This is a genomic window from Nonomuraea sp. NPDC049607, from assembly GCF_040675375.1.
Taxonomy (GTDB): domain Bacteria; phylum Actinomycetota; class Actinomycetes; order Streptosporangiales; family Streptosporangiaceae; genus Nonomuraea.
The window spans coordinates 35,368-54,979 of the sequence record NZ_JBFAOV010000048.1 but is presented as its reverse complement, the minus strand read 5'-3'; the positions used below and the strand labels follow the sequence as shown (position 1 = coordinate 54,979).

At 66.6% G+C, this 19,612-nt stretch carries 26 protein-coding genes; 10 read left to right on the top strand and 16 right to left on the bottom strand.

Features of this window, described 5'->3' with window-relative positions; genetic code table 11:
* Positions 1-74 precede the first annotated feature (74 nt).
* A complete protein-coding gene (locus AB0J97_RS46680; RefSeq protein ID WP_364102426.1) occupies positions 75-320 on the bottom strand; it encodes a hypothetical protein in 246 nt (81 codons plus the stop codon).
* 159 nt (positions 321-479) lie between these two features.
* Between AB0J97_RS46680 and AB0J97_RS46675 the strand changes: the two genes are divergently transcribed.
* Positions 480-953 (top strand): hypothetical protein, encoded by a 474-nt coding sequence (locus AB0J97_RS46675; protein WP_364102423.1) that lies wholly within the window; start codon positions 480-482, stop codon positions 951-953.
* A 425-nt stretch (positions 954-1,378) separates the two neighbouring features.
* Here AB0J97_RS46675 and AB0J97_RS46670 read toward each other — a convergent pair whose 3' ends face one another.
* Complete coding sequence (locus AB0J97_RS46670) at positions 1,379-1,795, bottom strand: spore-associated protein A (protein WP_364102421.1); 417 nt, start codon at positions 1,793-1,795, stop codon at positions 1,379-1,381.
* A 145-nt stretch (positions 1,796-1,940) separates the two neighbouring features.
* Between AB0J97_RS46670 and AB0J97_RS46665 the strand changes: the two genes are divergently transcribed.
* Positions 1,941-2,093 (top strand): hypothetical protein, encoded by a 153-nt coding sequence (locus tag AB0J97_RS46665; RefSeq protein WP_364102418.1) that lies wholly within the window; start codon positions 1,941-1,943, stop codon positions 2,091-2,093.
* Positions 2,094-2,328: 235 nt separating this feature from the next.
* Here the strand turns inward: AB0J97_RS46665 and AB0J97_RS46660 are convergent, their stop codons facing one another.
* A complete protein-coding gene (locus AB0J97_RS46660) occupies positions 2,329-3,024 on the bottom strand; it encodes a DUF6188 family protein (RefSeq protein ID WP_364102415.1) in 696 nt (231 codons plus the stop codon).
* Positions 3,025-3,805: 781 nt separating this feature from the next.
* Between AB0J97_RS46660 and AB0J97_RS46655 the strand changes: the two genes are divergently transcribed.
* The 3 genes from AB0J97_RS46655 to AB0J97_RS46645 all read left to right on the top strand — a co-directional run bounded on the left by AB0J97_RS46655 (position 3,806) and on the right by AB0J97_RS46645 (position 4,753).
* Positions 3,806-3,955, top strand: coding sequence for a hypothetical protein (locus AB0J97_RS46655; protein ID WP_364102412.1), 150 nt, complete (start codon positions 3,806-3,808; stop codon positions 3,953-3,955).
* Between the two features lie 10 nt (positions 3,956-3,965).
* Positions 3,966-4,391: a hypothetical protein gene (locus AB0J97_RS46650; RefSeq protein ID WP_364102409.1), complete on the top strand. Its 426-nt coding sequence runs from the start codon at positions 3,966-3,968 to the stop codon at positions 4,389-4,391.
* 83 nt (positions 4,392-4,474) lie between these two features.
* The gene (locus AB0J97_RS46645) at positions 4,475-4,753 is read left to right on the top strand and encodes a hypothetical protein (RefSeq protein ID WP_364102406.1); all 279 of its coding nucleotides are present in this window, start codon (positions 4,475-4,477) and stop codon (positions 4,751-4,753) included.
* 852 nt (positions 4,754-5,605) lie between these two features.
* On the opposite strand, the gene AB0J97_RS46640 is transcribed toward AB0J97_RS46645, so the two are convergent.
* Positions 5,606-6,058 carry a hypothetical protein gene (locus AB0J97_RS46640; protein ID WP_364102403.1) on the bottom strand — a complete coding sequence of 151 codons (453 nt, stop codon included), beginning with the start codon at positions 6,056-6,058 and terminating at the stop codon, positions 5,606-5,608.
* Between the two features lie 224 nt (positions 6,059-6,282).
* Here AB0J97_RS46640 and AB0J97_RS46635 point away from each other — a divergent pair, with 224 nt between their 5' ends.
* Positions 6,283-6,789: a hypothetical protein gene (locus AB0J97_RS46635; protein ID WP_364102400.1), complete on the top strand. Its 507-nt coding sequence runs from the start codon at positions 6,283-6,285 to the stop codon at positions 6,787-6,789.
* Here AB0J97_RS46635 and AB0J97_RS46630 read toward each other — a convergent pair.
* The gene (locus AB0J97_RS46630) at positions 6,713-7,468 is read right to left on the bottom strand and encodes a DUF4240 domain-containing protein (RefSeq protein WP_364102397.1); all 756 of its coding nucleotides are present in this window, start codon (positions 7,466-7,468) and stop codon (positions 6,713-6,715) included. The genes AB0J97_RS46635 and AB0J97_RS46630 overlap by 77 nt on opposite strands.
* Positions 7,469-7,583: 115 nt before the next feature.
* Between AB0J97_RS46630 and AB0J97_RS46625 the strand changes: the two genes are divergently transcribed.
* Positions 7,584-8,171: a hypothetical protein gene (locus AB0J97_RS46625; RefSeq protein WP_364102394.1), complete on the top strand. Its 588-nt coding sequence runs from the start codon at positions 7,584-7,586 to the stop codon at positions 8,169-8,171.
* A gap of 140 nt (positions 8,172-8,311) precedes the next feature.
* Here AB0J97_RS46625 and AB0J97_RS46620 read toward each other — a convergent pair whose 3' ends face one another.
* From AB0J97_RS46620 to AB0J97_RS46595, 6 genes are all read right to left on the bottom strand, one after another.
* Positions 8,312-8,689: a hypothetical protein gene (locus tag AB0J97_RS46620; RefSeq protein ID WP_364102391.1), complete on the bottom strand. Its 378-nt coding sequence runs from the start codon at positions 8,687-8,689 to the stop codon at positions 8,312-8,314.
* 182 nt (positions 8,690-8,871) lie between these two features.
* Complete coding sequence (locus AB0J97_RS46615) at positions 8,872-9,453, bottom strand: hypothetical protein (protein ID WP_364102388.1); 582 nt, start codon at positions 9,451-9,453, stop codon at positions 8,872-8,874.
* Positions 9,450-10,001 (bottom strand): sigma-70 family RNA polymerase sigma factor, encoded by a 552-nt coding sequence (locus AB0J97_RS46610; protein WP_357706421.1) that lies wholly within the window; start codon positions 9,999-10,001, stop codon positions 9,450-9,452. Before AB0J97_RS46610 ends, AB0J97_RS46615 begins: the two co-directional genes overlap by 4 nt.
* A 155-nt stretch (positions 10,002-10,156) precedes the next feature.
* Positions 10,157-10,621 (bottom strand): GNAT family N-acetyltransferase, encoded by a 465-nt coding sequence (locus AB0J97_RS46605; RefSeq protein ID WP_364102384.1) that lies wholly within the window; start codon positions 10,619-10,621, stop codon positions 10,157-10,159.
* Positions 10,622-10,688: 67 nt separating this feature from the next.
* Positions 10,689-11,150, bottom strand: coding sequence for an NUDIX domain-containing protein (locus tag AB0J97_RS46600; protein ID WP_364102381.1), 462 nt, complete (start codon positions 11,148-11,150; stop codon positions 10,689-10,691).
* Between the two features lie 41 nt (positions 11,151-11,191).
* On the bottom strand, positions 11,192-12,256 hold the full coding sequence (locus tag AB0J97_RS46595; RefSeq protein ID WP_364102378.1) for a hypothetical protein: 1,065 nt from the start codon (positions 12,254-12,256) through the stop codon (positions 11,192-11,194).
* 238 nt (positions 12,257-12,494) lie between these two features.
* Between AB0J97_RS46595 and AB0J97_RS46590 the strand changes: the two genes are divergently transcribed.
* Both AB0J97_RS46590 and AB0J97_RS46585 read left to right on the top strand, forming a co-directional pair.
* Positions 12,495-12,830 carry a hypothetical protein gene (locus tag AB0J97_RS46590; RefSeq protein WP_357706412.1) on the top strand — a complete coding sequence of 112 codons (336 nt, stop codon included), beginning with the start codon at positions 12,495-12,497 and terminating at the stop codon, positions 12,828-12,830.
* A gap of 41 nt (positions 12,831-12,871) precedes the next feature.
* On the top strand, positions 12,872-13,684 hold the full coding sequence (locus AB0J97_RS46585; protein WP_364102375.1) for an inositol monophosphatase family protein: 813 nt from the start codon (positions 12,872-12,874) through the stop codon (positions 13,682-13,684).
* Between the two features lie 8 nt (positions 13,685-13,692).
* Here AB0J97_RS46585 and AB0J97_RS46580 read toward each other — a convergent pair whose 3' ends face one another.
* The 3 genes from AB0J97_RS46580 to AB0J97_RS46570 all read right to left on the bottom strand — a co-directional run bounded on the left by AB0J97_RS46580 (position 13,693) and on the right by AB0J97_RS46570 (position 16,200).
* Positions 13,693-14,190, bottom strand: a complete 498-nt coding sequence (locus AB0J97_RS46580; protein ID WP_364102372.1) for a diadenosine tetraphosphate hydrolase — start codon at positions 14,188-14,190, stop codon at positions 13,693-13,695.
* A gap of 62 nt (positions 14,191-14,252) precedes the next feature.
* Positions 14,253-15,302: a hypothetical protein gene (locus AB0J97_RS46575; protein WP_364102369.1), complete on the bottom strand. Its 1,050-nt coding sequence runs from the start codon at positions 15,300-15,302 to the stop codon at positions 14,253-14,255.
* Positions 15,303-15,441: 139 nt separating this feature from the next.
* Positions 15,442-16,200 (bottom strand): NAD(P)H-binding protein, encoded by a 759-nt coding sequence (locus AB0J97_RS46570; RefSeq protein WP_364102366.1) that lies wholly within the window; start codon positions 16,198-16,200, stop codon positions 15,442-15,444.
* Between the two features lie 165 nt (positions 16,201-16,365).
* Here AB0J97_RS46570 and AB0J97_RS46565 point away from each other — a divergent pair, with 165 nt between their 5' ends.
* Positions 16,366-17,253 carry a maleylpyruvate isomerase N-terminal domain-containing protein gene (locus AB0J97_RS46565; protein ID WP_364102363.1) on the top strand — a complete coding sequence of 296 codons (888 nt, stop codon included), beginning with the start codon at positions 16,366-16,368 and terminating at the stop codon, positions 17,251-17,253.
* Positions 17,254-17,267: 14 nt separating this feature from the next.
* On the opposite strand, the gene AB0J97_RS46560 is transcribed toward AB0J97_RS46565, so the two are convergent.
* Both AB0J97_RS46560 and AB0J97_RS46555 read right to left on the bottom strand, forming a co-directional pair.
* Positions 17,268-17,681 carry a hypothetical protein gene (locus AB0J97_RS46560; RefSeq protein WP_364102360.1) on the bottom strand — a complete coding sequence of 138 codons (414 nt, stop codon included), beginning with the start codon at positions 17,679-17,681 and terminating at the stop codon, positions 17,268-17,270.
* The gene (locus AB0J97_RS46555) at positions 17,678-19,477 is read right to left on the bottom strand and encodes an alkyl sulfatase dimerization domain-containing protein (RefSeq protein WP_364102357.1); all 1,800 of its coding nucleotides are present in this window, start codon (positions 19,475-19,477) and stop codon (positions 17,678-17,680) included. Before AB0J97_RS46555 ends, AB0J97_RS46560 begins: the two co-directional genes overlap by 4 nt.
* Between the last annotated feature and the right edge of the window lie 135 nt (positions 19,478-19,612).

Here is a 19,612-nt window from a genome sequence, read left to right as displayed (position 1 = left end):
CCAACCGCGCCCATAGCCCGAATGACGAGCCTCTGACCGGGCGACCTAAGCCAACTCCGGCGACGAAAGGGGCATCAGCTCGCGAAACGCACTCTCAGAGCACGGATATAGCCCCAGCGCCAGATGAACATCGCTCCGATCAGCCAGAAGAAGGCGAGCGCGAGAGGACGCGCTGTAAGGTACGCCGCCGTGATCCTTTCGGACCCTTCAGTGATGTAGTCGACGACCAGCTCCGCTAAGAAGAAGAGCACGATACCGGCAGTCCACTTGAGCAGGACATTGCGTGACTCTCTACTCCGGGCCTTCGGACGAATCGCCATACCCTTCGCCCCTTCGCCGTGGCCAAGTCGAGCATTCGATCTGTGTGGCTTCAACCTAACGCCTCCGGCAGGGGCCCTCCAGCTCCGGGATGATCAGAGGGCGTGGCGCGCGTGCCGTGACGAATCACATCCATCGCCAGATCGCCGTACGCTTCCCCCATGAATCCCCGGACGATGGAATGGGCAGCCATTCCCGGACCGCAGTGGTACCAGCCTGAGACTGTCTCGGAGGCATTCACAAGCCTGATCAAAACCGCTCGCGGCGGCGACGATCCGGGACATGCCATTCGATCAGCGATAGGCAACGATCACGCTGGGACGCTCTATCCAGCCGCAGTCATAGGCACGGACGTGTTGCTGGACATCATCGTCAGATACCCCGGACCACCGAGGAAGATCGCCTTGGCCGTCCTGCTCGACTGGTGGGGATGCTTTCAACCCGAACCAGGCTTCGAGTCCTACACCGACCAAGGAGGGCAGACCGTTCATGTGATCCCTGCGATCGTCCAGCGAGTGAGGCTGGCGGTCGGCACACTCCAAGTGATCGCCGAGCAAGACGCCGGTGCTCGACGGCTCATCCAAGAACTGATCGCCGTGCAGCATCAAGGCTGGACACTTCTTGGAGCCGAGTAGACGACGTGACCCCTTACCGTGCCCGCTGTGTGCCCGTTCGGACGGCGATCAGCGGGGAGTCACGAGGACTCAGCAGCACCCAACTCACGTACTCCCAGGTCAGCATTTCCCCAGCTCAGCAGGCGTGATCTTGGAAGACTTCCCAGGCTGACAGCGCGGGTTCGATTCCCGTCACCCGCTCTCACTGTGAGGACCCAGGTGGGGACACGATCCCCGTCCGGGCCTTGGCTCATACCGCCGACCCTAGGCAGAAGGTCTCTGTCGGTGCGCAGTACGGGCACTGCGCGCCCGGCCAAGGTGGAACGCAAGCGTGCGGGCAGTCATTCTCGACACCAGTCGTTCGCCCGAGTACAGAAGGGGGCTCGCGCCCCGGTGAACCCGGGGCCGAGTCACCCCGACGTTGAAATGACAACCTGTCTCGGTGATCAGCCGCAGTGAGTCCAGCTCGATTGCCAGCCCTCACCAACACCGGTGCTGTTCGAAGCATGGCCTCCCCACGAGACACAGGTGCCGGCAGCGTTGACCTTCACGGGACCGGCGTAGATCTTGTAGGAGCCGGTGTCACTAATCTTGCTGCCCCCCTTCCTTTGAATGGTGGCCCCCGTAAGGGTGTATCCGCCCTGGTACTTGCTGCTCTTCCACGTCACCACACAGTTGGTGCTGCCGTTGTAGAGCAGGTAAATCGTGGCGAGCCCGCTGATGGCGTGGCTGTCGATGACGCGGTAGCTGCCGCCGCCGCACACCGCGGTCGGCGATGACGCGGCCATTGCCGGGCCGCTCATGACCACGGAACTGGCAAGTGCGACTGCCGTGAACACCGCTGCCTGCTTGAATCTACGCATTGTCTGGCTCACTCCCCTCAAGATCATACTTTGACGCTGGGCAGCGTAACGGATCGTCACCATGCATCGTGACGAAGCTAGACATTTCGTAGAGCCGCACTCCGGGCTGCGGCTCTCATTCTGGGTGCGTCCACACTCAAGAATCATGGAACTGACCACGCCTCGGCTGCTGCTGCGTGACTTCCGTACCAGTGATCACGCAGCCGTGCACGCGTTCGCCGGCGACCCAGAGGTGACCCCCTGCACCGACTGGCCCGGGATGCACGCGTCGCACGAGAAACACCAGGTCGCAGACTGATCACCGGGCCATTAGCGGGCCGTTAAGAGGGGTGACGAGGGGTCAACCACGGTCACTCAGGACCAGCCTTCCGCCCAGCTCAGTGCCCCAGCGGGCCCTGATCGATGCAGTTCCCAAGCTGACAGCGCGGGTTCGATTCCCGTCACCCGCTCGAGGACTTGGAGGGGATGCGCCCATCTCGACCTGGAGTGCAGCAAGTCGCCTGGGTGGCGTACCACCAAACCGGCTCCTCCGATCACCGAAAAATCGAAAGCTCACCGCCCGGCAGACAGACGAAGCGCAAATCATCAGGCCCGCAGGTGCTCCACGCCTCGTATTGGGAATCGGGTTTCACGTTCAGGTGCATCCCGGTGTCGAAGACCAACCGCAGCGCACCGGACTTGAAGGCAACCGATGACACGAGCGTCGCGCCGAAGAGCACCAGGGCCGGGGCCACCTCCTGACGCTCAGGGGCCAGCTGGACCGGCTCCGCGTCCGGAGCACTCAGCGGGCCTCTGGTGAGCGTCGCTGCGGACTCGATGTTCACCTGGGCATCGCCGTCGAGGAGCAACGTCAGCTGATAGCTCACCCGGACTTGGACCACCTGCATCCCTCGGCACGGCAAAATCCACCGGTCCTCCAGCTCAGTCAGATCCGCCGATGTGGTCACAATGCCGTCCGTGCGCATGATCGCTTCCCGAATCAGCGGGTCGGCAGCCGCATAATCCTTCCTCAGGTGGTTCACCGAGACCACCATCCGAAGCGTCTCGTCGCCGTGCGGAAGCACATAGGCGAGGACTTTGTACTCCTGACCGTCCTCTCCGGTGACGTTCTTCCAGTCCTTGTCACCGTTCTCTTCCATCACAGCAAGCTCGTCGTAACGTGCGACACGTCGCCAACGGTCCAGGTGCTCCTCCGCGATCCTCGCCGCGGTCTTCTCGCTCAGCTTCACCAGTTCATCCTGTCGCTCGTGCCATTAGCGTGCCATTAGAGAGGGTGACGAAGGGTCAACCACTGTCACTCACGACCGGCCGAAAGCCCAGCTCAGCCGCTCTACGACACGTGATCAATGCACTTCCCAAGCTGACAGCGCGGGTTCGATTCCCGTCACCCGCTCCACCTCCTCAGCACTCCGCCTCTTCGAGGGCTCCCCCGGCAGACGCCACCCACCCGTTGCCCGGTTACCGGGTGGGGCTGCCGATGCCCACCCCTGACCGGCCTCGCTTCGCTCGGACTGTCTTCCTGAGGCTTCGCCAGATGGCGAGGGGCTACCGCCCCTCGAACTCCCCACCGCGCGGCCTGCGTCCTCGCTTCCTCCACGAGCTTGCTCAGAGGTTGACGATGGGCCCGGCACGCTCCGTCGCAATGCCTTGTCGATCAATGCATGTAGTCCGCGAGAGTGGCCTGACTGCGCAGTGACCAGTCAGGTGCACCAAGCAGAGGGTCGCCGAGTCGGGACTCCGACGCACCCGACCAGGACCCACGGAAGCTACGCCCTGATCGGAAAGACGCCCATGAATGCTTGCATCCTGTAACCCGGATGCCGCCCACGGCCATCTCACCTGCGCATGGCCGTCGCGTACACCTGAGGAGGGCCTTTGCCCGAGTACCGGTTCAACTCTCCCCCTGGATGGCCGGTTCCACCCAGCGGGTGGAAGCCGCCGCAGGGATGACAGCCGGATCCGTCGTGGCCACCAGCTCCCGTCGACTGGGAGCACTGGGTTCTCGAGGAGATGCCCACAGGACCTCCGGACACACCGCAGCTGGCCGAACGCAGGAGCGGCGGCCTGTTCGGCAGCAAGAAGCGACTCGAACAGGAGAACGCCCAGCTACGGCAATGGGTGGAGCGCCTGGGCAACCCGACATCGACAGGCCCCCAGTAGCTTGGCGTCCGTGGAGGAAGAACATCCGGGCAGACAACCCGTGCAGTGGCCAGAGCGACGCAAGGACGTGCTCGAATCACTGCGAGCCCTGAGTGACCGCGATTACCAGGACCAACACTGGCGATCCGGGAAAGGACGGCCGGACCTCACCGCTGCCGTGCACTGGCTCATCGACGACACCTTCATCGACCAACACGGCGCACGAGCCCTGATCCCCCATCTCTTCTTCGATCAACGAGAAGCCGACCTCGTGCAGACGGTGGTCGGCGCCCTCTTGCACGTACTCGACGACCTCGGCCCAACCGCTCCGGACAACGCGTATCTCGACCATCCTGAATGGACCAACGTCCAGAACTCGGCTGGCGCCGCCTACCTCGCCTTGTCCTCCGACCAGCACGGCTCGAGCCGAAACTCCGCGCAACGCCCTTGCACATAGGAGCGTCAGGCAGGGGAGGTGCGCGCGGGCCGCAACAAATCTACAGTGGCGGAGCTTCACACCCTACGTACTGAGGTCTTCGCGTGGACAACCTGATCGGAATGCTGTATCAGACAATCCCCCTAACGCTGGGTGGAGTCATCTTCGTCGCCTTCTTCTTGGCGTTTCGACGCACGCAGCGGCACGCCCACTATCTCCTGTGGCCGGCAGCCGCCTGGTTCCTGGCTGCGCTGGACGAGTGGTACATGAGTACCTACCAGCCGGAGATGAACATTCGAATCGACGCACCACCCTGCTTAGCGCTGATGGCCATCAGCACGTTGACTTGCGTTCCGATGTCCTTCATTCGTCGGCGGGCGTAGTCAATTCGCACCACAGGCCCGGCAGGGCAGGATCGGCAAGCAGGCAGACAGACACACAGGCGGTGAAGCGGGTTGGTGATCGGGAGCTACCGGGAGCTGTTCTCCGCGCTCCGTAAGCAGCCACTTAGGTTTCTGCCTCGGGCGGATTTCACCAGCGTCGTTGCGTTTGTCGCAGGCTGTGATCAGGGAAACGCCGGCACCCTGCTCACCGGCTTCAGGGAATGGCTGGTGACCCGTGTCGGGTGTGGGGACAACCTGGTCTGGTGGAGCCTCGTTCTGCGTCTGACCGAGCCGGAGGGCCCGAAGAGCACGCGCGACATGGACGCCGACACTGACGTCCGCGCCGTCGAGACGCTGCTGCAATGCCTGGATGACTTTCTGGCATTAAGCGAGGAGCACGACGGACTGCGCAGGATCTACGCCGCTCACCAGGCATGGCTCGACGCTCGTGTGGCGAATCGCACGAGGCCCAGACGGTGTGTCTTGGACGGCTCGGTGATGGTGGCATCCGCGGAAGACTCCACTGCGGGAAGCTCCGGCGGAGGGTCCTCCACGCCGCCGGCGGGGATGCTCCTGCTCCCAGATGATCGCAGGGTTCGCTGTATGGGTCGTGGGTGGCGGAGGGGGAAGTCGGATCACCTCCGCCGCCATCGCCCTGGACGAGCCGAGCAGACCAGGGCCACGGGGACAAGGTCGTTCCTCCTGTCGGGGCTGCACGTTTGTCTCCGTGACCCCAGGTACCCGCCGTCGTCCCAACGCGGGTGAACGATCGCGCTGTGGCTTGTCGCCGTACGGGGTTGAGGGCGATCGAAGGGCTGGGCTGCTTGACGTCGGCGAGTGGGCCGGGGCGTCTCATGGCCGCTCGGCGATCAGCAGAGCCCACCTGGCTCCCGGCGGCGCCTTCACCACCAGTTGGCGGGGCATCGCTTCCTGCCTGGGGAAACCGCCGACCTTCACCACATTGAATCCGGTCGAGCACTTGCGGGGGAATGATGAAGAATCGATCGAGAGCTCCAGCTGCCCGACAGCTCCGACGCAGTCGACGGCCACCTGGTAGTTGTTTCCCACCTTTACTGACGTCCGCCATTCGCCATCCTCCTCGCCGACGTGGTGCAGAATTATCCGTTGCTTCACCACTTCGGTCAGATCGGTTAAGGATGACCTCGGGCTCGCTAATCGTGACCCGGCGGGTTTGGCCGGCGTCCTCGTATCAGCGACACTGTGCATCGAGCAGCCTGCCGCGAGCGTCGCGGCCAAGACTGTTGCCGCGAATCTGTGTATCTGTTCTTTTCGTATTGTGCCCACCAGGTGATCGTATGAGCTCCGTCCCCAGCTCGCGTGCGCCGCAAGCGGAGGTGTATGCCACCGTAAAGCAGCCCGCGATCGCCATTTATGGGCTTGGCCTTCCGCCGTCTGGGGGTGCTCGACGATCTGGATTGCCGCCTGCCCGTACCTTCGGGCGCATCTCCGAACCCCTGGCGTGCCATCAGCCGGATTCACGATCACACCCTCGTCCCAGGAGCGTAGGCATGAGCGCCATGCACGACTACTACCGCGCACCCGATCGCGCCACAGCCACCTGGCGGCCGGGCCAGTTACGGGCACCGGCCAAGCCCCTACCGGACGCTCCAGTGTTCGATGTCGTGGAGACCAAGTGGATCGATCCCACTGGATGCCTCGGCGACCTCGTGGCCGCCATCAGAGAGGTCCCCTACTCCAACGACCTGGTCGAGACCATCACCTTGTACCCTCCGCCGGAAGGGGCGCCAAAGACCGAGGACGAATGGCTGGCGCTGCCGGAGGGCTCTCTCTACCGCGACGGACCCGAGATCCAGGAACTGTCGATGAGCGCACGGGACACACTCGCCGAGGTCGATGACGCCCGGCTACCCGAAGTGGCCCAGAAATGGCTGAATGAACATCCCTTCGGCCTCGACGATGAGCACGCGCTCGACCTGGTCAGAGAGTTCGTCGCGCTGGCGTGGAGAGCCAAGGAGAGCGACCAACTGCTCTACTGCTGGTGGATCCCCGGCTAGTCGACATCCCGAACAGTGGATCTGGAAACGCCCGGCAGGCCAAGATTCCTGTAATTCCCGGGGTGACAGCAGGATCGAGTGCTCTCATGGATGAGCATGAGGGCTCTGACGCACCCAACGAAAAGATGCGGCTCAGACGAGGCAACCTCCGAACCGCCTCCGTCGGATTTCGGGAACTCCACGAAAGCCCCGTGGGATGGGGATCGCTCTGGTCCCTGTGGCCACGCCTTGCCATGGCGTCGTAGACGCCCTCCTGTTCGCCGGTGGCCTCTTCGTAGGCTCCGGCGGCCACGTAGCTCAACGCCTCCCACTCCGGCCACTCACCGGTCCACTCCCGCATGGAGCGCTCTGCCAGTCGTCGGACCTCGGGCACGTCGGCGAGATTGTCGGGATCGGTTACAACGAGGTCGAAGGTGTCGCGGCCGAGCCCGATCAGCCATGCCTGGAAGTACCAGAAGCCATCGGTGGAGCAGTCGCCTCCGAAGATCAGGTTGGCCGCTTCCCACATGTCGTAGGTGTCGGATCGTCGTCGTATCTGGTTGAGAAGGATCTGGAAGTCGACGATCCGGGACAGCGGACTCCGCGCAAGGTGGACGCCGAGCCACCGTAGGCGCTCATCAGGATCACTGGTCACCTCCCGGGACCGCTGAAGGAAGAGCCAGAACTCGTCGACGTCCATGACGCCGCATGGTGCCAGGCTCGGCTGACAACACGGTGTGGAGAAGTCGTGCACATGATGTGTGGGTGTGTCGGTAGATCTGGTCGCGTCTCGCCGGCAGCCACAAACTGCATCCATGCTTCCCGTGATGAAGGAGCCCCTCTGGGCCAAGTGGACAGTCATCATGGCGGTACTCGGATGGCTTGCGCTGACCGTCGCGTCGTACCTGTCGTTGCCGATGTTCCAGACGATCTGGTGGTTCAGCAAGCTGGTGACCACAGCAGCCTGGTTGTGGGCCGCTCTATGGTCCTTCACTGCGGTGATGGCCAACCTGTCGCTCAAGGCGCATGCCCGGTCCTTCGTCATGCTGACGATCACGGTGTTCCTGGGAGCGGTCATCTTCAGGGCCGACTGGCAGACCCTCTACATCGACAGTCAGTTCTGGCTGCACGGGGACGAGTTCGCCGCTCTTGTGGCGGAGAACGAGAACGGCCGACCACTCACGGTGCCATGGTGGATGGAGTACCTGTCGATGGATGGCCAGGTGCGGCAGCAAGGAGAAGTCCTTTACCTGCCGGTGTTCGAGGACTGGCGCGCGGAGAGCGGCCGCGGGATCGCCCATCTACCGGCCCCACCGACCCCGAAGACCATCGTCCAGACCGCCGCCGGTGACCTGGGCTTCCCCGTACGAGATCTGGGCGACGGCTGGTGGTGGGTGGAGTAGGTCAGACGCGGCAGCACGCCGCGAAGCGGTGCTTGTGGCTGCTACTTCTCCGTACCGTCGAGGGGCGCGGCCTGCGTCCTCGTCGGCCTTGCCCAGGGTTTGGCGATGGCCCGTCACGCTCCATCGCGACGCCTGGCCGATCAATGCTCGAAATCACTTCGCAGGTAGCCGTGGAAGAGCGAGAAGGAGCTGTATTTTGATCGTTCTTCCTGGTCGAGGAACAGGTAGCCGGCGCGCACGTGGCCGGAGAAGTGGTCGTTTCCAAGAAGGAAGGTCACGCCGTCCGGATCGTCGTCGTTCGTGCGCTCGATGTCCACCACGAGCCCGTCCGGCATCATCGCGGGCAGGTTGATCTGGCGCACATCCTGGAACAGCAGCTCGATGTGCGGCGTATTCGGCTCGAACTCCGTCCGTAGAACGAGCCCGCTGTGCGTGGGCACGTAGCTCCAGATCCGGAAACGGCGGTTCGGGAAGCGCAGGGGGAAGGAGAGCCGGCCCGGATAGCGTTCGTGACTCACAACGGAAGCGCACCACGTCCGGGAAAGCCGAAGCAAGAGTCACCGCGTGATCGTCGCGATTCCAGGCTGACGGCGCGGGTTCGGTTCCTGTCGCTCGCTTCGAGAACGAGAAGCCAGGTCAAGGGGTGGTCCTCGACCTGGCTTCGATCGTTTCCACTGGCTCTCGTGGACGCCGACTCAGGTCAGCTCTTGTTGCCGCTCTTCCAACTCGGGTCATCGATCGCGACGCATGGTCCGACCTGCCCCTTGATCATCGATCCCGTCAGTCGCCACAACGTGTTCTGCTTACGCGTCTCGTTGGTTTCCTTGTCGTTGCCGGCGAACTCCAGCACCAGCGTCTGGTCCTTGCCGATGTTCCGGGGATCGATGTCGAGGCCGCCGTCGCGCATGCGGGCGGCCGCGTCGGCGCCCGGTCCCAGGGCCGTCACCGCGCCCACCGTCTTCCCTCTGCCGGTCTTGCACTCCTTGCCGGGCGGGAGGTAGGTGATGTCGGCCGTGACGCCTGCCGCGCCCAGGTCCTGCTCCAGCTGGTCGGCGTCCTTGAACTCGTTGATCTCCACTCGCACTGTGCCGTCGGCGTTCGTGCTCACGGCGTACGCGGAGGTCTCCGTCCCCGTCAGCATGGGGACGGCGAACGCGGCCGCCGCGGCGAGGAGGCCCACCACGCCTCCTGCGTACAGTCGTCGGGTGACGCGGCGGTGTCGCTCGGTGCGGTCCGCGATCTCGGCCTTCAGTTCCATCAGCAGGTGCTCCTCGAATGTCATCCTGATGCTCCACTCATGACGAAGGGCAGGTTCCGCAATGTCCGGCGAGCGCGGTGCAGGCGTACCTTGGCGGCGCTCTGCCGAATACCGAGGGCGAGCGCTGCCTCCGTGACCGTGAGCTGGTCGATCACGACCAGCTCCAGTACCGCGCGCTCCCCCTGCGGCAACTCGGCCATGGCCTCGAACACCTGCCTGGCGTTCCGCTCCGCGTCTATGCGCTCCTCAAGCCTGGTGACGTCGTCGGTGGCCAGCGTGCGCCGCCCGCTCACCCGATCCGTCAGCTGGTACTGCTTGTACGCCCTCCGCCGCTCGGCGGAGATCGTCTTGCGTGCCACGCCATAAAGCCAGGCGATCTCGGAGCCCAGCTCGCCTCGGTAGGTGTGGGCCGAGTCGAGCACTGCCACGAACACCTCGGCCACCAGGTCGGCGACAGTGTGCGGGTCGTCTACGCGGCGGGCGAGGAATCGGGTGACCGCATCGACATTCCGCCGGTAGAAGGCCTCGAAGGCCACAGGATCTGTGGCGATCTTCGCCTGTTTACGACGCACCGGTCATGCTCCCTTCATCGATTCGCCCCTGCTTGGTGAGAACCGACAAAAGGGTTACATCCGCAGGTCAGACGTCCTCATGACCTACCGGCCTTCTCGTGGACAGCCTGAGTGCCACGAGACGCCCCTTCACGAGGAGCCTGCCCTCCGGATACTCAGTGAAGGTCCAGCACGCCGACCTTCTCGCCGCCGCTCTCCTCGCCGGTGAGCTGGAATCCGAGCTTCCGGTAGAAGTCTTCGGGGCCGCCTTCTCCCGGCTCCCACGTGACGAACATCTGGCCGCCACCGCGACGCCTGACTTCGGCGGCCACGGCTCTGACGGCGAATCGTCCGACGCCCTGTCCCTGCGCCTCGGCGGACACGTTGAGGCGCCACAGGCCTGACCGGAAGTCGACCCCCTTGCCATTCCAGTCGATGTCGAAGAAGGCCATGAGGAACCCGACGGGACGATCACCGCCCAGGATGAGGCGAGGCCAGGCCACCTGTGGCTGCACGTAGGCCTCTGCGAGGGAGTTCGCCACCGGCGAGACGAAACGCTCCTGGTCGGGCCGGACCTTCACAGCGATGGCCAGCTCAACGTTCGCCGGGGTGATCGGCGCCAGCCGTAGCGACTCGTTCATGGGAGAACCATAGGGGCGAGACCGTCATATCGGACGTCCCGGACACCGAGGGGCTCGGCGCGCGGGGTCAGCCGTGCAGCAGCTCCGTGAGCGGCCCGCGCACGTCGGCGGGGTACAGGTTCAGCTGCTCGAACTCGGCGGCGCTCGCCCATCTGAGCTCGAAGGTGTTGTCCGGCCCGTGGTCCAGCGCCTCCTCGCCGGAGAGCGAGGGAACGCCGTTGACGTCCCGCATGAGGAAGTAGAAGGCGGGCCGGTCGGCGTGGAGGCCGGTGAGGAGCAGCCGGTCGATCTCTCCGGTGAGGGTCGTCTCCTCGTGGAGTTCACGCACGGCCGCGCTCTCCGGCGACTCGCCGTCCTCCACGTGGCCCCCTGGAAGAAGCGCGTAGTGGTGCCCTGGACACTGCGCCTCCCGACGGCCGCGGGCCTCGCAGATGCCGCAGGTGACGCCTGGTTCGCGCCGGAAGAACCGCTTGATGACCAGGACTCGTGTGCCGTCGACGACCACGGCGACCGCTCGGGGGATCGGCATGAGACGGATCATACGATTCGGGCCGGCGGACACGGGCGCGTTCAGGTGGGCAAGGTCGCGGCCAGGGGGGCGCCGATCTGGATGTCGAAGTACCCCACCAGATCGCCTCTGCCGAAGAAGTTCGTTCGCGCGTCGATGATCACGATGGTTCCGGCCACGATGCCGACGAAGCCCGTACCGGACCTCCGGGACTGTTCGATGCGCTCCGTGACCGGACGGCGGACCGCCTCGGTCAGGAAGGTGAGGCCGTGCGGGAACTCCTCGGTGAGGCGGTGTCGTTGCCGCCCGGACTTCAGCCGGCTGCCGATGCCGAACCGCGCCATGACGATCTGGTCGCCACGGAGGTTGACACGGAAGTCCCCGTTCGACTGAGGGCGGTTGCAGCTCGTCTGAGGGGGATAGAAGCAGTCGTAGCCACCGGCCAGAAGATCGTCTACGGCCGAGCTCATCGTGGTCGCGTAGTGCTCGGACCCGAACGGCCAGCGGCGCAGGGAGGCGTCCTGGGAGGTGACGACGAGTCCGTCGAGCGGGTCGTAGCTGTAGTCCGCGTACGTGTCCCGCCACCCTGTCCGGGGATAGTCGTCGTCCGGTCGCGGTATGGCTGTGCGGAGATCGCTGTCGAAGTCGTCGATCTCCTCCCGCACCTCGGTGCCGGGCCAGATCGCGGTCAGCGCCAGCGCGGCGGTGACGGCGATCGGGTTCCCCTCGTAGTCCGCCTGGGTGGTCGGGAACCACGCCCAGGCAAGCCGGTCATTGCGGTCGAGCAGGAAGTGCGCCGTCTGCGGGTGGACCGTGCCCTCCTCGTTACGACGCCCGATCCGGCACCACACGGCACGCCCGTCCGCATTGGCCCGGACCTGTGCGCAGAACCAGCCGACCTCCCTCAACGGCTTGGTGAGAGCCCAGGCCGTACCGCTGGCCCGGACCGGCTCGGCCCGCGAGTTCTCACTCGCCGCGTCGTGCTCGTAGACACCGGCGGGCGGCAGCGACGGCGACTCGTCCGATCCGGTGCAGCCCGTCAGCGCGAGCGGTCCGAGGCACGTGATCAGGAGAACGAGGACGAGCGCTCGATGTCGGCCTACGGACACGGAGAACGGTCGGAACACGGAGTTCATCGAAGCCCCTGATCCCGAAGTACGCAATTCGACCATCACGCACGGCGGTCCTGGTCTCAGCTGAAGTCCGCACAGCGGGTCGGGCCCGTGGTCGGAGACCTCGACGGCGACGTCCTGGCCGGTGGCGCGCACCCGGACGGTGACGGGCCGCGCGCCCTTCCTCCTGCGGGGACGGAGGGAGGGTTGGTGGGACCTCGGGCCGGCCCCGGCGCGGGGCTACGCTGGGCGCATGGGTCATGCGAAGACGTCGTTCGTCTGCCTGCCGTGCCGCGCCTCGTACAAGCAGCCTTATCCGCTTCCTGGCGACAAGGGCCGGTCGTGCCCGCGGTGCGGCGAGTCGCTGATCCATGTGGGTTCCGCCTTCGCGGCGCCGCGAAGGCGCGACACCGCGGCCTGGCGGGTGCTCTCGCTGTTGCTGCACGCGGGCGTCGGGTTCCACAAGAGTTGTTGCGGCGGGCCCGGCTACCGGCCACGCACGCTCGGCGAGGCTCGCGCGCGAATGGCACACGCACGGGCCGCCGGGGAGCCGTTCGCCACGGCCCTGGTACGCCGCGAGCTGCCTTGACGACGGCGACCGGACACCTGCGTGAGAGCGGAGACAGCTGAATGAGCATCGACGTCCGGGCGCTGCTGCCCTTCGCCGAGCGGGCCGCGACGATCGCCGGCGAGATCATCACGACCAGGGCCCCCGGCGTCGTCACCGCCAAGGGCGACCGCGACATGGCCACCGAGGTCGACTTCGCCGTCGAGCACGCCGTACGGGAGTTCCTGTCGCGCGAGACGCCCGAGGTGGGCTTCCTCGGCGAGGAGGAGGGCGCCGGCCGGGCGGGCGAGGGCCTGACGTGGGTGCTGGACCCTGTGGACGGCACGGCGAACTTCCTCCACGGCATCCCCCTGTGCGGCGTCTCCCTGGGCCTGATCGACGGGGACCTTCCCGTGCTCGGCGTCATCGGGCTGCCGTTCCTGAACGTCCGCTACTCGGCCGCCGAAGGCGTCGGGGCGACGGCCGACGGATCGCCCATCCAGGTCAGCGGCGCCCGGAACCTGCGGGACGCCATCGTCGCCATGGGCGACTACGCGGTGGGCGAGGACGCACCGGAACGGAACCGGCCCCGATTCGCCCTCACCGAGGAACTGGCCGCTCGCGTCCAGCGCGTCAGGATGCTCGGCTCAGCCGCGATCGACCTCGCCTGGGTGGCCGACGGCAAGGTCGACGCCAACATCATGCTCAGCAACAACCCGTGGGACACCGCGGCGGGCGTCGTCATCGCCCGCGAGGCCGGAGCCCTGGTGGTCGACCTGGACGGCAGCCCCCACACCATGAGCTCCCAGGCGACGATCGCGGTGAGCCCCGCCCTCGCCGCCGACCTCCTGAAGCTGCTCAGCACCGCCCTTCTCCACGGCGGGACTTCCGAATAGGTCCAGCTTCAGCCGCCTGCCCGAGCCCCGTGTTGCGCGTACAGCGCGCCGAGTCGCCGGCCGATCTCCTCACGCACCGGGTCGTGTCGCGGGCCGAGGGCGAACCGCTGGTCGGTCCAGCTGTCGGGCGGATACAGCCAGACCGGCCGGCCGACCAGGTGGGCCGGTTCCCATTCGTAGCGCGGCCAGACGTGAGCGTGCAGGAAAGGGTCGGTGTTGCCGAGGATCTCCAGGTTCACCCGCCGGAACGCCGGGTCCAGCGCGCCGCAGGCCCGCTCGACCGCCTCGCCGAGCAGCTCCATGTCCGACAGGAACGCCATCCGCCTGGCCCGGGGCAGGTCGGACAGTCGTTGCACGCCGGGCTCGTCCGTCAGGAGAACCGAGTATCCCGGCAGGAACTGGGTGTCGCCGATCACGGCGAAGCCGGCGTCCAGCCGCCTGAGCACCGTGGGATTCCCGCCCGCCAAGGCACTGCCGATCCTGTCCTGCCGCCATTCACCACTCATGCCGCCCGACCCTACAAGTGAACGATCAAGAGCCGCTCGGGCGGAAGCGGGCCCCGGGTCTCCTACGGCACGACGATGGAGCCGCTCCACTGCGTTCCGGCGTCCGAGTAGACCGAGGCCAGTTCGCCGTCGAAGTACGGCGAGAAGCTCCTGTCGTAGCGCAGGTCGAGGTCGGTGTCGGCGACGCTGATGGTGATCGTGTTGAGGTAGCCCGCGCGGCTGCTCTTGTCGTAGCGCAACAGCCAGGAGGAGCCGAGGGAGCCTTCACCGGCGAACGTGGAGTCCACGGTGTTGAGCTCCTCGGCCTTCAGGGCGGGTGCGCGTGCGACGGACATGCGTCCCTTGTAGCTTTCGAGCGTGTCGCCCGTTCGCGGGTGTGTGCCGTCGGGATGGGCGCCGGCCGGGAAGCCGAAGATGTCGACCGAGGAGTCGCGTGGCTGGTTCCAGGCCAGGCCCTGTGCGCCCACCTTGTCGACCAGCCTTCCGGTGTCGACCAGCCCGCCCGAGGAGGAGGGGACGACGCCGTTGTACACGGTGACGAAGGTGTAATCGCGGTCGTAGTCGTTGTACGACGAGAAATCGTAGTGAGTGAAGGCCGTCTTTCCGACGTAGAGGCCCGAGGGGGCCGTGCCGGCGGAGTACCCGGGGATGAAGACCCACTTGTCGAGGCCGCCGCCGGGTCCTTGTGTGTCGTACGCGCAGTGGCCGGCGGTGGCCACGAGGTTGCGGTACTGCGACTGTACGGCCGTGCCGGTGCACCAGTGCGGCTGGCCGTCGGCGCCGACGAAGAAGACCTTGCCCGTGCCGGCGGGCCCGTCGCCGGTGCCCCCGTCGTCGTCGGGTGGGAGTACCGGCGGGACGACGCCGGCTTTGCCGTCGGCGCTGTAAGGCCCGCCGAGAATGACCTTGTCGATGACGGTCTGGACACTGTAGGGGGTGGCGTTCGTCAGGTTGGCGCCGCTGTCGCCCAGCCAGAACTCGGCTACTTCGACGGCGGACGTCTGCGTGGTGGCCAGGAGATGGAAGTCCGTGCTGGCCGACGCGGCAACCGGCGCGGCCATGAGGCCGGAGGTCAGGAGGCCGACGGCTAACACGCCCAGTGTTGTCTTCATCTTGCCCTCTCCACTACTTAGGGGGCGACTTTTCGAACATACGATCGCCACCGAGGGCTGACGTTACCTGCCGGCCCCATGATGATCAACACTTTTAACAGCGGGCTGTCAAAACGTCCGCCGGAAGTAGGGACGCTCGTCAGGGTGTGTCCTGGAGGTGGGAGAGCATTGTGCGGGCCGGGTGGCCGAGGATGTGCTCCAGGTCGGGGGTCTGTCGTTCCAGGGAGCCGGCGCGGATCTGGGCGTTCAGCCAGGCCATCGGGCCGGGGGCGGCGTCAGGGACCTCGCGGTAGGGCACGCCCAGCGCCTCGGCGACCTCCGGATGGGTCCACAGCGGTCCGGTGAAGTCGTAGGCGCGGCCCTCGTGGCCTTCGCCGGTCAGCACGTTGGCCGCCGCCTCTGCCAGGTCGGACCGGAACGCGGTGTTCAGTCCGCGCCCTCCGGCGCTGCCCGTCAGCTCGCCGTCCGAGACCCTGGGGACGAACGCGTCGCCGTAGAACGGGTGGCGCAGGATCGTGTACGGCAGTCCGCTGCGCAGGAGGGCCTGCTCGGTGGCGTGGTGTGCCTCGGTCATGCCGGTGGCGACGGTGTCGGCGTCCAGGAAGCTGGTGTAGACGACGGCGCCGACGCCCACGTCCACGGCGGCGGCGAGGGCGGCCAGGTGGTGGCCGATCCTGCGTCCGGGGTCGAGCTCCGGCGAGGAGATCAGCAGCAGCCGGTCGGCCCCCTCGAACGCCGTACGCAGGCCCGCCGGGTCGTCGTAGTCCCCGCGCCGCGCCGGTACGCCCTCTGGCGCGCGGGCGGGGTCGCGGACGGCGGCGACGACGTCCGCCCTGGTACGCAGCCGGTCGACGACCAGCCGGCCGAGCGCGCCCGATGCGGCCGAGATCACGATCATGGAGCTCCCTCCGAGCAGGACAAGTGATCAAAGTGAACTGCCGGCACGCGACATGACGCCACTGCTTTTCGACGGGTCCGCGGACGACAGGCTCCAGCAAGGCATTCCTGGAGAAGGCTCCCGGCCCGGCACGGGTTAGCGTGATCGTGGACCCCTGGAGAGAACATGGACGAGCTCATCACGTACGGCAAATGGGCGTCGGTACGCGGCTCGCTCAAGACGACCGCCGACCGGTTCGCGAAGCTGATCTCCATCGTCGATCCCCAGGCCATGGCGACGAGGGAGTGGACGGTCGCCGAGACCGCGGCCCACGTCACCGCGATCGCCTCGCTCTACACCTCCGTGGTGCGCGGCGACGTGGCCTCGCCGTTCCCGGAGCTGGCGGAGGCGATACTCCAGGCCAACGTCGACACGGTCAGCGCGTTGAACGAGCTGGCGTTCGGGCATTTCGCCGAGCGTGACCCGCTCGTCCTGGCCGAGCGGCTGCGCGCCGACGTCCGGGAGATCCTGAGCGCCGGCGCGGAGGTCGATCCGGCGACGCCGGTCCCGTGGCTGGGCGACGCGCGGGTGCCCGTCGCGGGCGTGCTGGCCCACCTGCTGAACGAGCTGCTGCTGCACGGCTGGGACGTCGCCCGCGCGACCCGTACCCCCTGGTCGGTGCCCGCGCGGGACGCCGGCCTGTTCTTTGACCTGTTCCTCATCGGGATGATCAGGAACGACTACGGACGCCTGATGGACACCGGCTCGCCCGCCCCGCCCCGCCGGATCACCGTCGGGTTCCACTCCGCGCACACCGCGCCGGCGGCGCTGGTGCTCGACCGCGGACGGGTGTCGGTGGCGGAGGCGGGGGCGCGGGTGGACGCGCACGTGGGGTTCGACCCGGCGGCGCTGAACCTTTTACTGTTCGGCCGGATGTCCAGGACGCGGGCCGCGCTCACGGGCAAAGCGGCGGTCTGGGGGCGGCGTCCGTGGCTGCTGCCGGCCTTTCTGCGGTTCGTACGCCTGCCCACGACGACCGCGCCACGCGCACGTGTCGAGTCCATACAGGTGTGAACGCCACAAAGTATTCACGCAGTGGGCGCATACTGGAAGAGATGAAGCGAGCCAGCGGCGATTCTCGTCGTCACCTGCCCACAAGTCCCTTCAAACCGCCGCCTCCGGCGCCACCCGCCGAGCAGTTCGACATGAACGACCGGGTGAGCCATGACCGATACGGCCTCGGTGTCGTCATCGGGGTGGAGGACGATGTCGCCGTTCTGGTCGACTTCGGATCCCGGCAGGAGAGGATCACTACGCCGTTCAACAAGCTGTACAAACTCTGACAACCGGTCCGGACGCCCGTGTGCCATGACGGCCGCATGGGCGGGACCCGTCGTCGTGACATCCACCACACCAAGCAGGGCCGCGGTCTCGCGGCCGTGCTCGTCATGGTGCCCGTCATGGTGCCCGTCGTCATGAGCACCATCGGGCTCATGGCTCATGGGGTCACGATGGCGAAGTCGCGGCCCGGTGAGTCGAGCACGGCGACCAGCCGCTGCAGCGCCGTGATGTCCCCCTCACGCTCCACCCCCTCCACGCCCTTCCCCGCCAGCAGGCCGAGAAGCTGCGCCCGGGTCAGGCGGAGCGTCAGGTCCACGGGCTCCTCGGGCGGGTTCAGCCGCTGGACGAGCACGCCGTTCGACAGGGTGGTGCGGTGCAGCTCCCCCAGGTCCGTCAGGTGCCAGTCGATCGACAGGCTCTCGTGCCACGCCTTGGGGCCGTCCACGCGGATGGCGAGCGAGTCGAAGATCTGTTCCACGGTCAGGGCCGCGAGCAGGTCGGGCGCGGTGGTGGTGACCGGGGTGGGCACGATGCCGTCGGTCAGTTCCATGGCCCCGGTCAGGTACGAGTTCCGCCAGGTCCCGTTCTCCGCGCCCTGGCCGAGCCGGGTGTAGACCTCGGCCAGCAGGTCCCTGGCCGCCTTGTTGCCCTCGTCGGCGAAGACGGCGTGGTTCAGGAGCTGGACCGCGAAGCGCAGGTCGTTCTCCTCGACGTACCTGCGGGCGAAGGCGACGACGGCCGCGCCGCCGCCCATGCACTCGACGTACCGGATCGCGCTCTCCCTGGGCGGGTGCTCCCAGAGGTGGGCGGGGTTGCCGTCGTACCAGCCGAGGTAGCGCTGGTAGACGGCCTTGACGTTGTGGCTGACCGAGCCGTAGTAGCCGTGGGTGTGCCAGACCTGCTCCAGCGCGGGCGGCACGCGCATCTGCTCGGCGATCTCGGCGCCGGTCAGGCCCTTGTTGAGCAGGCGGAGGGTCTGGTCGTGCAGGTAGGCGTACAGGTCTCGCTGTTCCTGGAGGAACCGGACGATGTTGGCCTTTCCCCAGGTGGGCCAGTGGTGGGAGGCGAAGGCGACCTCGGCCCGGTCGGCGAGCAGCGTGAGGGTCTCCGACAGGTAGCGGGCCCAGATGCGGGCGTCGCGCACCTGGGCGCCGCGCAGCGTGAGGATGTTGTGCAGGTTGTGGGTGGCGTTCTCGGCCAGGCAGAGGGCGCCGCGGTCGGGGAACAGGAAGTTCATCTCGGCGGGGGCCTCGGTGCCGGGGGTGAGCTGGAAGACGAACCGCACGCCGTCGACGATCTCCTCCTGGCCGGTGCGGCTGACGTCCAGGGTGGGCGGGATGAGGGACGTGGTGCCGGTGGAGGAGGTCATGCCGAGGCCGCAGCCGATCTGGCCGTCCGGGGCGTGGGGCAGGGTGAGGCCGAACATGTAGCCGGCGCGGCGGTTCATGGCGGGGCCGGCGTAGACGTTCTCGGAGACCGCGTGGTCCATGAAACCGGCGGGGGCCAGGATCGGCACGTTCCCGTCGGTGACGCCGCGTACGCCGCCGAAGTGATCGATGTGGCTGTGGGTGTAGACGATCCCGGTGACCGGGCGGTCGCCGCGGTGGCGGCGGTAGAGCGCGAGCGCGATGGCGGCGCACTCGGTGGAGACCAGCGGATCGATGACGATGACACCGGTGTCGCCCTCGACCAGGGTCATGTTCGACAGGTCCAGGCCGCGTACCTGGTAGATGCCGTCGGCGACCTCGTACAGGCCCTGCTTGGCGCAGAGCTGGCTCTGCCGCCACAGGCTGGGGTGAGCCGTCTCGGGGCATTCGGCGTTGAGGAAGGCATAGGAGTCGTTGTCCCAGACGACCTGGCCGTTCCTCGACTTGACCACGGCGGGGGTCAGCTTCGCGATGAAGCCGCGATCCGCATCCTCGAAGTCGCCCGTGTCATGAAATGGAAGGTCTGCCATGTCTGCTCGCATGCCCCTGAATGGACGCTCGTAGCTCAATAACCAGCCCCAATAGCATGAAACTCGGGCAATAAGGGCAGGAAACGTCGGCACAGCGGCTCGGACGGTGTGATTGGGTGGATCCAGTCTGATCTC